Origin of the sequence: Negativibacillus massiliensis, assembly GCF_900148495.1 — a bacterium.
Classification (GTDB): Bacteria; Bacillota; Clostridia; order Oscillospirales; family Ruminococcaceae; genus Negativibacillus; species Negativibacillus massiliensis.
The window spans coordinates 348,051-362,514 of record NZ_FTRU01000008.1; the positions used below are offsets into that span (position 1 = coordinate 348,051).

The following is a 14,464-nucleotide window of genomic DNA, read 5'->3' on the forward strand; positions in this document are numbered from 1 at the left end:
TTGTGGCAATTAATTTACCACAACGTTTTACCGGGATGTTATTATTATGCTTTGGATGCTTCGAGTTCTTTTTTCTCCTGCTCTTCTACACAGTACAAAGCATTGATATGCTTAATATAGAAATGCATAAGAAGATAACGAATTACCTGGTCAGCTGCAATAATGATCCAAATTGTAACCAGTGGCCAATGGAATACCCATGCAGCGAGAGATGCTAATGGAATACGGATAATCCAGATACCAAAACCAGAAATGTACATTGGAACCTTTGTGTTGCCAAGGCCGTAAAGCATGCCTTTTTGTGTGCGCTGTACATTCTGTGGAATAAGGATAAGACCCATGATAATCAGGTATACAGTACCAATTTCTTTCAGGGCAGGATTATCTGTAACGATGGACATAAACACACCTGGGAGGAAAATCATAACTGCAGAACCGATACCACTGATAATGGAGTTCATCCACATCTGCTGTCTGTAATACTCACGGAACAGAGGGCCATTCTTTTCGCCTAGTGCTTTACCAGCTAATGTTGTAGCTGCAACGGTAAAACCGATAACAGGAAGTTCTGTCAAAGTTTCAGCGCTGGAAGCGAGAGAATAACCAGCATATGCATCTGTACCGAATACAAGGATAACTTTTGTCATAACAATTGCAGACATCTGCCAGAATCCGGATTCGAGAGCAATTGGAATGGCTTTTTTAAATGTAACTTTGATTGGTTCCGTATTCTCAATTTTCCAGGAAGTAATACCGATTTTCTTGAAAACAGGTTTGCGGGAGAGCATGTAAAGGCCAGAGACACCGCCAACAATCTGGGAGCTTACAGTTGCCCAGCCTGCACCAATTAAATCCCAATTCAGAACAAAGATGAAGAGGTAGCCCAAAACAATGTTTACAATGTTTACAGCAATCTGTATGTACATTGGGGTTTTGGTATCTCCTACAGAATAGAACAAAGATGCATTCATCTTCATCATAATAAAGAATGGTAAACCAACCATAACGATATTCATGTAGGTACGTGCAGATGCCAGAATCTCAGCATCTTTTGTAAAGAAGGAAAGAATCGGCATTGGGAAGAATACCAGAACTGCCATACAAATAAAGCCAATTCCCAAAGTTACTGTACAGATATTTTTGAATGCCTGGATGATTTCTCTGTATTTGCCTTCGCCGTAAAGCTTAACAAAGTAAACCATAGCACCAATGCGGATACTTCCCCAGAAAACAGCGAGAAGATCCGTGATTCTAAATACAACTCCCTGTGACGAAATTGCAAGTGCCGAAAGACGTCCAACCAATGCGGACGACACAATTCCAGCAAGGTATCCGAAAATACCTTCCAGGATAATTGGAACGATAAGCACAAGAATTTCTTTTCTGATGGCTTTTTTATCCAGAGTTGTTACCGTGTTTGACATACGCTTACCCTCCTGAAATATATTTTATCAAGACCATTTGTCATCAATGGCCTTAATGCCTAAAATAAGCATTTTTATGGCATCGAAAAGCACGTATATATTGTGAGCTTCGTCAGCACCGTGTGCAGCTCCATGGCCTTTTGGGAATGGCTTCACTTCATGCGGATTGCCGCCGCCAAATCCGCAGCCATTATCAAAAAGACGGGCATAAGTGCATGCACCCATAACATATGGCTTTTCATTTGCATTAAACTCTTTATTGTAGAGCTCTGTAAGCATAGAAACTATTTCATTTTCAGGTTTTTTGTAGTATCCTTTGCTTACTTTTACAATCTTCACCTCCAAGCCAGTTTTCTTTCCATAGGCAATCAGTTTCTCGACAACATCATTGGTATCTAAGGTTACAGGTGTTCTGATATCGAAGGTAAGGGTGATGTTTTGAGCATCACTTTCTGCCTTAAAGACCTTGACAGATGTTTTTCCACTCATTTCATCAGAATGATTGATACCAAGACAATGCCCATCAATATCAGCAAGAATTTCTCTGATATATTTTTCATCCTGATCATTTTTAAATAACTGTTCTTCGCCGGTAAATCGATGCAGAACAGGATTTGCTACTTTTTCAGTTCTTCCTATCACCATGTTTTCGCCGTTGATAGTGGACTCACAATAGTCATGTACTAACCGTTGTTTGGAGCCATAGGAGTTTACAGACTCTACATGCTCAGCCTTTGGTGCAGAAATACTGAAATGAACCAGCCCTTTTTCGCCATTTACGGTAGGAAAATCGTCATCCACAGCTAACCCCCAATCAGGCTGGCCTGCTCTTTCAAGATAGTATTGAAGATCATCCATACCACATTCCTCATTACTGCCGAATACCAGCCGGATATCATTTTTTAATGGAATACCATATTCTTTAAAAAAAGCCAAAGCATAGAGAGAAGCAATCAGAGGTCCCTTGTCATCAACGACACCTCTTCCCACAATATAGTCTCCATATACTTTACCTGCAAAGGGATCGTAGATGTTATCATCAACCGTAGGAACTACATCAGCATGGGTTGCGATTATCAGACGTTTTCCAGTCTGATTTTCACGACACATGACCTCCAAGCAACGATAATCATAATTTTTTGTAACCAGGTGTTTTTCTTTACACAGCTGATCACAAAAATCAATTGCTTTGGCACACTCGATACCATAAGGTTTACCCGAGTGGTCCTCCACATTTATGCTGGGTATTTTTACGAGGTCGCAAGTTCTTGAAACAATCTCAAATTTGTTTTTTTGAAGATATTCTTCAATTTGCTCTTTCAGATTCATAGTCTCTCCTCCTTGTTTTGCCGTAGTAGTTTTTAGCTGTATTCAGAACTGCAGCAAATACCTGTCATCCTTTGTTGGGTGCGGTAAAGTTTTGCTACAGTAAAAAAGACGCAAATATCCCAGAAAACTGATTAATTGATTAGTTTTTCATAAAATCCCCCTTTTTCCATATATTTCCAAAGAAAATACATGGAATTTATAATTTATTTTACAGATTTATGAAAATAATTTCATAAATTAATTGTTTTGTACTGACCTGATATTTTATCTTATAGCAAATTATTTTTTAAAATTATTTTCTATAACCAAACAATAGTACAACTCATACGAAAAGTCAATAGCATGTAGAAAGAAATTATTGATTATTCTAAAAATATCTGTTTTCCATTATCTTTTGTATAAAATATTAGTAAATATATCTAAAGGAATTTGGAAGGGATCTTTAAGAATTTATATAAAACAAGTGAAAAAATATCTTAGTATTGGATATAAATTCACTGTGATTATTATCATAGGTATCAGTTTGTTCTGTTATATTGGACAAAAGCATATTTTTAACTGGATTGTTTCGGATGATTCGGTAATATTGAGTGCGGAAAATCTGATTCTGTGGCTTTTTGTAATGGCATTGACTAAGGTAGGCTATCAGATTTATATGGTTTATCTTCAAGGAATAGGAAAAGAAAGGGATATTTTGCAAAGTAGAATTGCGGCTACGATAATAGCTTCGATTAGTATCATGGTTTCTGGGAAAGTTTTTTCACTTTCTGGAGTTTATTTTGTTATAAGCAGCAAATATCTCATCTTATCGATTATCTATTTTCGACAAGCAAAATCCATGGAGTAGTATTTTTAGAGACTTGTTTATTATAATAAAATAAAAAGAATTCATTTAAACGTTCCCAGATTATATGAAGCGAGCCGAAGAAGAATATTGATTTTTAACAGGAGTGGCGCAGTTGATACTGCGTCACTCCTGTTTTTTGCTGTGGTCATGATGAAAATAAATACCGGTGTTAATTAGCTTTTTAGAAAGAAAAGAATTTTGATGCCCCCAAGAAGATTAACCGAAGTCTTTTTTTCTGTTTTTAAATAGAAGGACTATATACTACAGTAAGATTCTTAAAGGAAAAACAAGTTATGATGTAAGTGTTTTTAGGCGTGGAAAACAGTTGGACGAATCAATCGAATCGAGATGATATGATAAAGGCGCAGCAGAAAATCATTTTGCAGGAGGTGTCAAAATGGAATGGTTTAATTGGGTGGAGCAGGTACTTCGTAACTATGCACAGTTTAATGGACGAAGCCGGAGAAAAGAATACTGGTATTTCATGCTGTTTTATTATTGTGTCGTATTTGCCTTTTCCCTGTTGTCGGTACTTACTTTTGGATGGATATTGTTGCAACTCTTTCTGATGGCAATGTTGATTCCTAGTTTGGCAGTGACAGTGCGGCGGCTGCATGATGTGGGCAAAAGCGGAGCATGGATCTTGGTCGGATTAGTTCCAATTTTTGGCTGGGTTGTGATGATTATTTGGTTATGCCAGGATAGCCAGCCAGGAAGTAATCGCTATGGTGCAAATCCTGTTCAACAGAAAGTATGCGATGTACAATCGGTAATTTCTGAAAGGGGTATGTTGGCAGTCAAGTGTCTATCAGGAACACTGCGAGGACAGATCTATCGAATTGGAAGCAAAGGAATTGTGATGGGACGTGCGGCAGACTGTGCCATTCGGTTTGGAGATGGAGTTCCGGGTATCAGCAGTCAGCACTGCTGTATCCGTATGGAAGGAGGGGTACCATTTTTGATCGATTTGAATTCCCGATATGGGACGTGGTTGGAAAATGGCAAACGCTTGCCGCCTGATTATCCGGAGCGGTTAAATGTTGGAAGTAAGTTTTATCTGGGTTCACCAGGAAATATGTGTCAGATTGTTTATATGTAGTGCAACAAAATATTAAGGAGGAAACAATTTATGGCGGAAATACAAAAGAAAATCAAAATTTGTCCGAACGGACATCCATATGATCCAAGTCGGTTTGAGAGCTGTCCTATCTGCAGCAACGGTGGGTTTGCGCCTACTCTTGATCCATTTGCACCAGACTCGATGAGTGCAACTGTTGATCCAGGACAACAGAACATAGGTTCATTTGCTCAGACTGCACCGCCGGATAGCGGATATCAAAATCAACATTATATGCCGGAAAGTTATAGCCAGTTTACGCCGACCGCTGTTCCCGAAGTGCGCTATTCAGGACGGATGCAGGAAACTCAATCAGTCGATCCGTCAACACCGGCAGGAACATCTTCACCAGTTGTAGGGTGGTTGGTAGCACTGGATGGTCCCTGCCGTGGAACGGACTACCGAATTCGGGTAGGATACAACTATGTTGGAAGAACCAGCGGGGATATCTGCATCCATGGTGATGCAACAATTTCAGCTGAACGGGATTGCAGCGTTACCTATGTTCCTCAAACACGAGGATTTTACATCGCACACGAGCTGGGAAAAAATCCATTATTGCTCAACGGAAAACCAGTTATTCGGGAGGCAGAATTAAAAACGTATGACCGGATTACGGTTGGAAGTACCAATCTGATATTTGTTGCATTGTCGGGTGAGCAATTTGACTGGAGTGAGAGTTAAATCATGGATTGGATGAATATCTTTCTCGCGGTGGAAACTTCCGATAGTGCTGGGAGTGGATCGTTGGAACTGAAATGGTTGCCGGTAGCAATCGTATGCTTTCTGATGTTATGTCTGTTGGTGTTTTTGCTTATCCGAAGAAAAAAACAGATAAACCAGAAAAATACCGGGCAGCCATTGAACGTAATCCGGCAGATACAGGTCGGTAAGCTGCATGGTCAGGGTGCGAGAAACTATCAGCAGGATAGCTTTGGTGTTTCCGATCCAGAACTACTGGAAGGAAGCGGACTGTTAGCCGTAGTTGCTGACGGAATGGGTGGACTTTCAGATGGGGATAAAATCAGCACCACTGTTGTCGAAACCGTCCTGGATGGCTTTAGCTATTCACAGGGACAGGGAACACTGGAGCAGGTGTTGCTTACTCTGGCTCAATGGAGTGTTCGAGAGGTAAATCTCTTTTTAGGACCAGACCGATATCGCAGTAGCGGTTCAACCATGGCAATGGGAATGATACGGGATGGACACTTTTCGTGGGTAAGTATCGGAGACAGCAGAATCTGTCTTTATCGTGGTGGACAACTGATTCAGCTTAACCGGGAACATGACCTGAAACAAAAGCTTGCTTTACAGGCAATCAATGGGGAAATACCGTTACAGGAAGTTTATACTGACAAACGAAGAGACGGGCTGATCAGTTTTATGGGAATGGGTACTATCGATCAGATCGACATGCCATCAACCCCACTGACACTGCTTCCGGGTGACCAGCTGATTATCATGTCGGATGGTGTCTATAACGCGCTGGAAGAATCAGAAATCTGTGCGGCATTGGATAAAGGGGTGGAAACTGCACCGGCAGAACTGGAACAGGCTATCTTAAACAAAGCTTATCCAGATCAGGACAATTATACGGCAGTCATTTTGTCTTGTGAAACATAGGTTGTTTCTACCAAATATCAACGGGAAAGGAGATGTAAATCGTGATGAATGCTTACAGCTATACTGATATTGGCGGTCGATCGCACAATGAAGATGCCGTCTGTATCAGACAAACGGGGGAAAATCAATTTCTTGCCGTACTTGCGGATGGATTGGGCGGACACGGTGGCGGAGAGATAGCTTCGGAAATTGCGGTAGAAACACTTGAGAATGGATGGAAAGGAATTTCCTCACCGGCTGTTTTGTATGATTTGATTTTACAGGCACATCGCCGGATTCTTTCATCCCAAACACCAGTATGCAGAATGCGTTCGACGATTGTTGCATTGTCAGTTGGGTCAGGTCATGCCGACTGGGCATATGCTGGAGACTCACGTTTGTATCAATTTTATAATGGTGAGCTAGTTTATCAAACACGCGACCACAGTGCCTCACAGGTGGCAGTACTGATGGGAGAAATTACCCAGGATGAAATCCGATTCCATAAGGATAGGAGCCAGCTTTTCCGGGCACTAGGGCAGGATGGGGGTCTGAATGTGGACACCGGGAGCGTTGATCTGATACCGGGGAAATATGCTTTTTTGCTTTGCAGTGATGGATTTTGGGAGTATGTTTATGAGCAGGAAATGACGGTATCTCTTGCAAAAGCATCTTCACCCGAGGAGTGGGTGGAAAAAATGCGCAGTATACTGCGGCAAAGAGCACCGGAAAATAATGATAATAATACGGCGGCAGCTATCTGGCTTACCGTACCGGAGAGGAGCAAATGATCGATATGAAAAGAAAATGGATGAAGATAATTGTCGCGTTATGTATGACGTTTTGTCTTTTGCTCGTTGGATGCGGACAAAAAACAGCAGGTAATGCACAGGATGCAAAAAATGGTGTTGCACAGATCTTTTGCACTGTGCGGGATGAAAATGGTACCCTGGTCGCAGGAGGCTCAGGAAGCGGATTTTTTGTTGGAGAGATGAACAAAAATCCGGAATATATGATTACCAATTACCATGTTGTCGAGACTTATCTGTCTGCTGGTTCAGGTGAGTGGGCTACCCTGACGGATGGAAAAAATGAAATAACAGTAAAAGCATATGTGGATGTCTACTTTGAACGTGACGATTTTGTACAGGCAAACGTTGTTGCCTTTAATGAGACTGCAGATATTGCTGTTCTGCGTTTGAATACGCCAGTCGACCAGCGAGTACCATTGGTTTTGACAGAACCAAGTGATGATATGGTTGGCTCCTCCATTTATTGTATCGGATTCCCTGGGTTGTCAGACAATGCGCTGATCGATGCAACAAGTCAGAGCGGATTGAATGACATGACCGTTACCGGCGGCACAATCAGCCGACTTTTGACCTCATCCGGTTCTGGGGTTCGGAGAATACAGACAGATGCCGTTATTCAGCATGGTAATTCCGGTGGCCCGATGGTCAATGAAAAAGGTGAAGTATTAGGGGTAAACTCCTGGACAGTTTCTAATAGCGATATACAGGAAAAAAACTATTATGCATGCAGCATTTCGGAAGCAATTCTGCTTTTAAATCAAAATAGTATCCCTTACACCATGTCGGGTGCGGAAGGTATGGATATCTCCATGCCAGTTGTTGGGGTGGTAGGTGTTTGTGTAATTCTGGTCGCAGTGGCAATTGTTATTATCGTATTAAAAAATAAAAAGCAGCACCAGCCAGATGCGGTACAGCAGCCAGTTGTACAACAAGAGGTCAAACAGCAGACACCTGCTGCTTCTAATCCAGATGATTCTGGTTATCGTGTACAGTGCACCTCCGGTGCGCTCGCAGGGCAGCGATTTATGATTCGAAAAAATACACCGATGATTTTGGGACGCAACAGCGAGCTTTGCAATGTCATATTCCCAGAGACACCGGGTGTCAGTGGAAAACATTGCGCAGTATGGTATAAGCATGGTAAGATATTTTTACAAGATTTGGGTTCTAAACATGGTACTTATATTCTGCCCGGAACTCGTCTGCAGTCCAATCAGTCGATTGAGGTTAAGGTAGGAGATGGATTCTATCTTGGTTCAACTCAGGAGAGTTTTGTCATCACTGAAAGGCAGGGACACTAATAATGGATAAAATCCAACCTACTGTTATGGAAGCTTGCCTTGCAGCGGGAACGATTGTCAGCGGTCCTCGCCACAGCTTTGTCTTGGAAAAAGTACTGGGTAAAGGCGGTTTTGGCATCACCTATCGTGGACAAGAGATTGCCTCCAAGCGCAAAGTAGCGATAAAGGAGTATTTTCCAAACCGTTGTCAGCCTTGTCGAATGACAGATGGAACGATTCTTCCCTTAAGCCAATATCAGGAAGTGTACCAAAGCGGGAAAAAGAGCTTTTTAAATGAAGCGGCTATGTTGCGGGCATTGGACGATATTCCATCGGTGGTGCGGATCCTTGACTTTTTTCCAGCCAATGGAACAGCTTACATGGTGATGGAATATTTGGACGGTACAACACTTCGACAGATGGTCGAGCGCGGAGGAAAAATACCTGTCCATATTCTCAGACCGCGGCTAACCCCATTAATTCGGGATATTTGTGCGATTCATGAACGTGGAGTACTGCATCGGGATATTGCACCAGATAATATTATGTGGATGCCGGATGGAACTTTAAAGCTGATGGACTTTGGCTGTGCCCGTGCAATGGAAGACGGCCGTTCTATGACAGTTCAGCTAAAACCGGGATTTGCGCCTGCTGAACAGTACGGTTCACACGGTCAGGGAGATTATACCGATCTGTATGCTTTGTGTGCAACAATTTATTACTGCATAACCGGAATTGTACCGGCAGCAGCACCGGAGCGGCAGTTTGCCCTGTACGATGATAAGCCAGACCCGCTTGTTTGGCCGCATATGTTGGATATTCCGCTTAGTCCGGATTGGGAAGCACTGTTGATGTGGGGATTACAGCTTAACCCCGAAATGCGCCCTCAAAAGGTGCAGCAGTGGTTGGAGCGGGCAGAGGCACTGACTGTTTGGTCAGATACGGAGATGCCTGTACCAGAGCCTGTTCCTGCACCTGATCCGCCGCCGATTCAGCCAAATTTGAAAAAGCTTCCGATACTGCACTGGCTGATTATCGGGCTGTGTATAGCGGCCGCACTGTCAGTTTTGGTAGGATTAGTCGCTTTAGCTAAACTTATCTAAGAAAGTGTATCGATGCACGTATCAGGAAAAGCCACTGGGATAACAGGGGCTTTCGATGATAAGGAGGTTGCAAACGTGAAGTCTAATGTGCAATATTGTCCGTATTGCATGACACCGATACAGGACGGAAAAATATGTCCACGCTGTGGGTTAACTGCAGGAAACTATGTTCCGCAGCCCCACCATCTACGTCCAGGAACTCTGCTGATGGATCGGTATCTGGTTGGACGGGTACTGGGAGAAGGTGGTTTTGGAATCACCTATATCGGCTGTGACCTGCGCCTGGAACTAAAGGTGGCAATCAAAGAATACTATCCGGTGGACAAGGTCAGTCGAAATACCGCTGTTTCCGAACAACTGGTCAGTTTTAGTGTTACACCTGCACGTACTGGCTTTGCACGCGGAAAAGCCAGATTTCTGGAAGAAGCCAGAACGATGGCAAAAATGGAGAAACAGCAGGTGATTGTTGGCGTACGGGACTTTTTTGAAACGAATAATACCGCCTATATTGTTATGGAGTATATTGAAGGCACGACCTTTACCGAATTGGTAGCACAGCGCGGCGGACGAATACCACCGGAAGAGCTGTTTACCTTAATTGAGCCATTGTTTAATGCTCTGGCGAATCTGCACCGATTAGGGCTGATTCATCGGGATATTTCTCCTGATAACCTGATGCTGGAAGATGGCGAGGTAAGGTTGATTGATTTTGGATGTGCGAGAGATATTGAGCGCGGCAATGAGACACTGACCATTACCCTCAAGCACGGTTATGCACCGATTGAACAGTACCAAACATCAGGAGGGCAGGGACCATGGACAGATGTTTATGCTCTGTGTGCTACGATTTATTTTTGTCTGGTCGGGCAGAAGCCGCCTCAAGCTCTCAATCGTATCGGTTCGGAAAAATCCCTGATACTGCCAAGTAAGTTGGGGATTGATATTTCACCGCAGCGGGAAGCGGCAATTATTCATGGGTTGAATCTTTCGCCTAAGAATCGATATCAGACGATGGAAGAGTTAAAAGGAGCATTGTATCAGCCGTCTGAAATAAACCAAAAACCAAACCCAGCACCAGATATAGAGACAAGTTCGGAACAGAATTCAAAACCAGACTCAGAGATAAGCTCAGATTCAGACCCAAAACAAGAATCAGAACCATCTTCTCATCTGACAGAGATTCTGCGGCAAAGTCTTTCTTTTATACAGCACCATATATTACCGATAGGTGCGGGAGCAGCCGTTCTGGTGCTGATATTAACAGCGCAGTTTGTTTCTGGAATGAATGATTTATCGGAGAATAAAGACAACAATGTTCAGCCTACAGTCAATTCATTGGTTCAGAATCAGGAAGAAACAACCTCTGCTCAATCGACCAACTTTATCTGGGAAGATGCCTATTTATTGACTGCCGAAGACATGACTTTGGAAGGACTGCAGAAACTGATGGAAGATTCATCCGTCAAGTCGCTGATACTTCCTAAAGGGGTATCCGGACAGATAGGATATCTGCACGATGGAAGCCTTTTTACTCTGACAAAACCGATGCAGATTCAAGCAGGTGCTGAGCTGGATGTGGATGCACTGTGCATCGATAGTGAAGGTTTTTTAGAAGTAAAAGGTAATGTGATAATGGATGACTGTGACCTGCGCATGAAGGGAGAGCAGTTGAGAATTCATTTTCCGGATGGACTGGATGGACATATCAGTTGTGAGCGTGGGTCTTTCTGGATGGAAAGCAGTATGAATCTTGACAGTGCTGATCAGATAGCTATCAAAAACGACGGCGGTTATCCGTTGGTGTTTAAAGAAGAGATGGACAAAGCCCGAGAGGTCACGAATATATCGGAGTTGTATAGCTGTATGAATGAGGAGATTCCGCAAGGAATTAAGATCACCAAGGATATTACTTTGGTAAAAGAGTTTAGCTTTGCTTATCCAATTTATATCTGTGAAGGAGTCACTGTTTCAGCTGCTTCCACCAAACAAAATGAGCCGTTCAACTTAGCTTTGTATGCTGATACAGCGGTTTTGGTCAATTATGGAACCTGTGCAGCAGGAGTATGGACAGACAGCGGCGCTTCATTTTTAAACTTTGGAAGGTTTGAGGGTGGAACGGATAACGATGTAGGAAACAGTAGTGTTTGGCTGAGTGAAAATAGCTATTCAATTATCCTGAATGAAGGGTATATGCTGCATCAGGATTGCTCTCGACTTTGGGAGAACAACCATCTGCTCAATACTCCGACCGGTACCTTGGAAGCCGAAAACTTTTTCCTCCTGAATGCAAGTCTTTCCAATTATGGAGCTATTTCGTTAACAGGAAAACAGGATTCTCTCAATCTGAATACCGGTTCGCAGCTCAACAATTTTGGAACACTGACCATCACCGAAAATTCAGAGATGAGGAACAACGGTTTGCTGTACAATAAAGGAAGTCTGTTGGCTGAATCTGGAAGTAAGCTCTGGAATGGGTACCTGGTAAAAAATGATTTTGGAACCATTCGGGCCGAATCAGGGGCGCAGCTTTGGGGTCCACCAGGTTTTCTGGATGAACCGACCAGCAGCGGATATGTTTCAACGGGCGGAACAGTTGAATTATTATGCAGCAATGCTCCGCCAGTCTATTTCATATCGGATAAACAACAGATGGATGAGATTGTTGCCAGTGCATCTGTGGCAAAAACGCCTGAGCAGTTGGAAAGCCTTTTGAATGACGGAAGTGTCGAAGCAATCATCATAGCAGATGATTTAACCTACACTGGTGAATGTAAGGTCAGCAAAAATCTGTATATCACAGGAAATCTGACGGTAACAGATGGTGGATTGGTTGCAGTTGGAAACAAGGTAATCCTTGCTGACGGCGGTAGCCTTACTGCAGACAACATCTCCCTGCTGGATGGTGCAGTTATGCAGTTGAATGACAGCACCCTCACAGTGCCAGAAGGTGGATTGATCGACCTGGATAGCAGTATGATTCAGGGCAGTGGTAATAGCCGTCTCTTGGCAGCAGGAAGCGATATCCAGCTGAGAAATCAGTCCCTGATTATACCAGAATCCGATTGCAGCGGTGAGTTTTTCTCGATGGATAACAGCCATCTGAATATTGAAGGGCAATCAGCCATGATTATGCCGACACGAAGTAGCATGACGGTACTTTCTGGTGTCGTAATGGACCTTGAAAATGCACGTTTTTCCGGCGGCAACAACCTGATGCTGAGAAACTGTACTGTGAATATCGGACAGGGTGGTATTTTTACAGAATACGGAAGAGATCTCTGTCTGGAGAACAGCACTGTTTATATTGCGAAAGAAGCAGTGATGCAGAGCGAACTTTGCAATATATTGCTGCGGGATACGACGATTACCAACGATGGCTTTTTCTTCATTAGCGGCTGGAATGAAATCCAGTTTAGCCAGCAGGACAGCGTTATCTATAATAATGGCAATGCTGAGATTTGTCTGCCGAATGATCTTATCGGCGAGAGCATGATTTATAACAAAGGAGTTCTATACACTAGCCTTGAACATCCGATCGATTCGGAGCGGATTGATGGAAATGCACAGAAAACTTCTTAGTAAATGCTTATAGCTCAAAAAAATAAAACCGCTTGTGAAATCAAATCCACAGGCGGTTTTATCTATTTATTCAGGTTTATTATATATCGTGATACATCAGAGAGATGACTTGTTCCAGCCGGTCACTCATAGGTTCTTCCTCACCAGCGGCGCCGATTGCATACAAAATTAGCCAGTCGGTTACATTTCGTGGATCAAGCAGTGCCATTCCGCAATCAGCAAGCATGGCGTTCAGTGTCCACCAGTGCTGCTCAACTCGTTCCTGAATCGTCATATCTTCAAATTCTTCCTGTGAAAATCGATCAGAAACAACGGAAAGGTCTTCGGTAATTACATAAAGAAGCAACAGTAGTTTTCTGGGGACATCCACCTTGTGACTGCGGATATTTTTTATTGCAGTGGTGTTGGGCCAGTTTTGTTTAATCAGTCGTTGTACCAGCGAATAGTTTTGTCGATTTTTGCCGGATGGCATACACAGGGAGAGATAGGTCTGCATCACTGTTTCCAGTGAATAATATGGTTCCGGAGTATCAATCCATTCCGGAACGGGATGAATCAGAATCGAGAGGAATTTATCAAAATAATAATATGCCCGCAGATGCTGACAGCCAAACTTATTCAGGTTGTTGAGGTAGCAGCTGCGCAATTCTTCTTTTGAACTGACAGACAAAAAGTTATTTTGAATTTCTTTGGTCAGATGGGATTCAGAGACACCATCCATCTGATTGAGACCGGGAGCAGGCGGAAGGTGATCAAAGAATTCACGCGCATCTTGATAAGCATATCCATTACGCAAGAACCAGGCGTATACGACATCATGCCCATCCCGATATTGGATTCCATAATCGGTGCAGATACTCAGTAGATAATCCAGTTGTGCCTCACCAAATCCCAGTGCATACCCAATTCGAAAGATATCTTCCCGATTAGTGGGCAGGTTTTTATCACTGAGCCAGTTTTTAATTTTTCTTGCCGTCGACTGGGGATTGACATCAGGCATATCCGACAGAAAAAAATCTGTCAGCCGTGTCTGCAAATCATCTCCTGTATACATTTGATGAAGGACATCGCTGAAAGTACGGACAGGCAGCTGGTTGTCCTGAAGGTACGCAACGGCCATGGCAGGGGACATATGTCCATACAAGACACGGTTGTATTCTGCGGCGGAAGTAACGGTAAGCTGTCTGTTCATATGCTTCCTTCCTTTAAAGTGTAAAATAATTTTATTATAACATAATATATTTAACTAAAATTGTCAATACAAAGCCTTATACTTCAAAGAACGCAAGAGAAATAGGATCATTCTGATCAATATCTTTTGGCTAAGACTTGATGCCATGGATTGGATGAAAGTTAAAAAAAGAATCATTT

The 14,464-nt window shown here is 42.9% G+C and carries 11 protein-coding genes; 8 read left to right on the forward strand and 3 right to left on the reverse strand.

From position 1 onward, the window contains the following. Positions 1 to 44: 44 nt before the first annotated feature. Together BQ5375_RS07735 and BQ5375_RS07740 are read right to left on the reverse strand one after the other, a co-directional pair. The gene (locus tag BQ5375_RS07735) at positions 45 to 1,424 is read right to left on the reverse strand and encodes an MATE family efflux transporter (protein ID WP_022133497.1); all 1,380 of its coding nucleotides are present in this window, start codon (positions 1,422 to 1,424) and stop codon (positions 45 to 47) included. Positions 1,425 to 1,451: 27 nt separating this feature from the next. After that, complete coding sequence (locus tag BQ5375_RS07740) at positions 1,452 to 2,753, reverse strand: M20/M25/M40 family metallo-hydrolase (RefSeq protein WP_022133496.1); 1,302 nt, start codon at positions 2,751 to 2,753, stop codon at positions 1,452 to 1,454. A 358-nt stretch (positions 2,754 to 3,111) separates the two neighbouring features. Between BQ5375_RS07740 and BQ5375_RS07745 the strand changes: the two genes are divergently transcribed. From BQ5375_RS07745 to BQ5375_RS07780, 8 genes are all read left to right on the forward strand, one after another. Further along, positions 3,112 to 3,600, forward strand: a complete 489-nt coding sequence (locus tag BQ5375_RS07745) for a hypothetical protein (protein WP_076917666.1) — start codon at positions 3,112 to 3,114, stop codon at positions 3,598 to 3,600. Positions 3,601 to 3,997: 397 nt separating this feature from the next. Next, positions 3,998 to 4,699 (forward strand): DUF805 domain-containing protein, encoded by a 702-nt coding sequence (locus BQ5375_RS14350; RefSeq protein ID WP_076917667.1) that lies wholly within the window; start codon positions 3,998 to 4,000, stop codon positions 4,697 to 4,699. A gap of 30 nt (positions 4,700 to 4,729) precedes the next feature. After that, a complete protein-coding gene (locus tag BQ5375_RS07755) occupies positions 4,730 to 5,401 on the forward strand; it encodes an FHA domain-containing protein (protein WP_076917668.1) in 672 nt (223 codons plus the stop codon). Between the two features lie 63 nt (positions 5,402 to 5,464). After that, positions 5,465 to 6,340 carry a PP2C family protein-serine/threonine phosphatase gene (locus BQ5375_RS07760; RefSeq protein ID WP_076917669.1) on the forward strand — a complete coding sequence of 292 codons (876 nt, stop codon included), beginning with the start codon at positions 5,465 to 5,467 and terminating at the stop codon, positions 6,338 to 6,340. A 44-nt stretch (positions 6,341 to 6,384) separates the two neighbouring features. Continuing rightward, entirely contained in the window at positions 6,385 to 7,110 is a 726-nt protein-coding gene (locus tag BQ5375_RS07765) for a PP2C family protein-serine/threonine phosphatase (RefSeq protein ID WP_076917670.1), read from the forward strand. After that, complete coding sequence (locus BQ5375_RS14355; protein ID WP_076917671.1) at positions 7,107 to 8,432, forward strand: trypsin-like peptidase domain-containing protein; 1,326 nt, start codon at positions 7,107 to 7,109, stop codon at positions 8,430 to 8,432. The genes BQ5375_RS07765 and BQ5375_RS14355 overlap by 4 nt, the downstream gene beginning before the upstream one ends. Before the next feature lie 2 nt (positions 8,433 to 8,434). After that, positions 8,435 to 9,514: a serine/threonine protein kinase gene (locus tag BQ5375_RS07775; RefSeq protein ID WP_076917672.1), complete on the forward strand. Its 1,080-nt coding sequence runs from the start codon at positions 8,435 to 8,437 to the stop codon at positions 9,512 to 9,514. Positions 9,515 to 9,589: 75 nt separating this feature from the next. Continuing rightward, entirely contained in the window at positions 9,590 to 13,093 is a 3,504-nt protein-coding gene (locus tag BQ5375_RS07780) for a serine/threonine protein kinase (RefSeq protein ID WP_022133490.1), read from the forward strand. Between the two features lie 79 nt (positions 13,094 to 13,172). On the opposite strand, the gene BQ5375_RS07785 is transcribed toward BQ5375_RS07780, so the two are convergent. Further along, positions 13,173 to 14,285: a hypothetical protein gene (locus tag BQ5375_RS07785; protein WP_022133489.1), complete on the reverse strand. Its 1,113-nt coding sequence runs from the start codon at positions 14,283 to 14,285 to the stop codon at positions 13,173 to 13,175. Positions 14,286 to 14,464 lie beyond the last annotated feature (179 nt).

Excerpts from the sequence above, each read along its gene's own strand:
- BQ5375_RS14355 (WP_076917671.1), top strand. The coding sequence starts at position 7,107 with ATGATCGATATGAAAAGAAAATGGATGAAGATAATTGTCGCGTTATGT.
- BQ5375_RS07740 (WP_022133496.1), bottom strand. The coding sequence starts at position 2,753 with ATGAATCTGAAAGAGCAAATTGAAGAATATCTTCAAAAAAACAAATTT.
- BQ5375_RS07785 (WP_022133489.1), bottom strand. The coding sequence starts at position 14,285 with ATGAACAGACAGCTTACCGTTACTTCCGCCGCAGAATACAACCGTGTC.
- BQ5375_RS07755 (WP_076917668.1), top strand. The coding sequence starts at position 4,730 with ATGGCGGAAATACAAAAGAAAATCAAAATTTGTCCGAACGGACATCCA.
- BQ5375_RS07775 (WP_076917672.1), top strand. The coding sequence starts at position 8,435 with ATGGATAAAATCCAACCTACTGTTATGGAAGCTTGCCTTGCAGCGGGA.
- BQ5375_RS07765 (WP_076917670.1), top strand. The coding sequence starts at position 6,385 with ATGAATGCTTACAGCTATACTGATATTGGCGGTCGATCGCACAATGAA.
- BQ5375_RS07735 (WP_022133497.1), bottom strand. The coding sequence starts at position 1,424 with ATGTCAAACACGGTAACAACTCTGGATAAAAAAGCCATCAGAAAAGAA.
- BQ5375_RS14350 (WP_076917667.1), top strand. The coding sequence starts at position 3,998 with ATGGAATGGTTTAATTGGGTGGAGCAGGTACTTCGTAACTATGCACAG.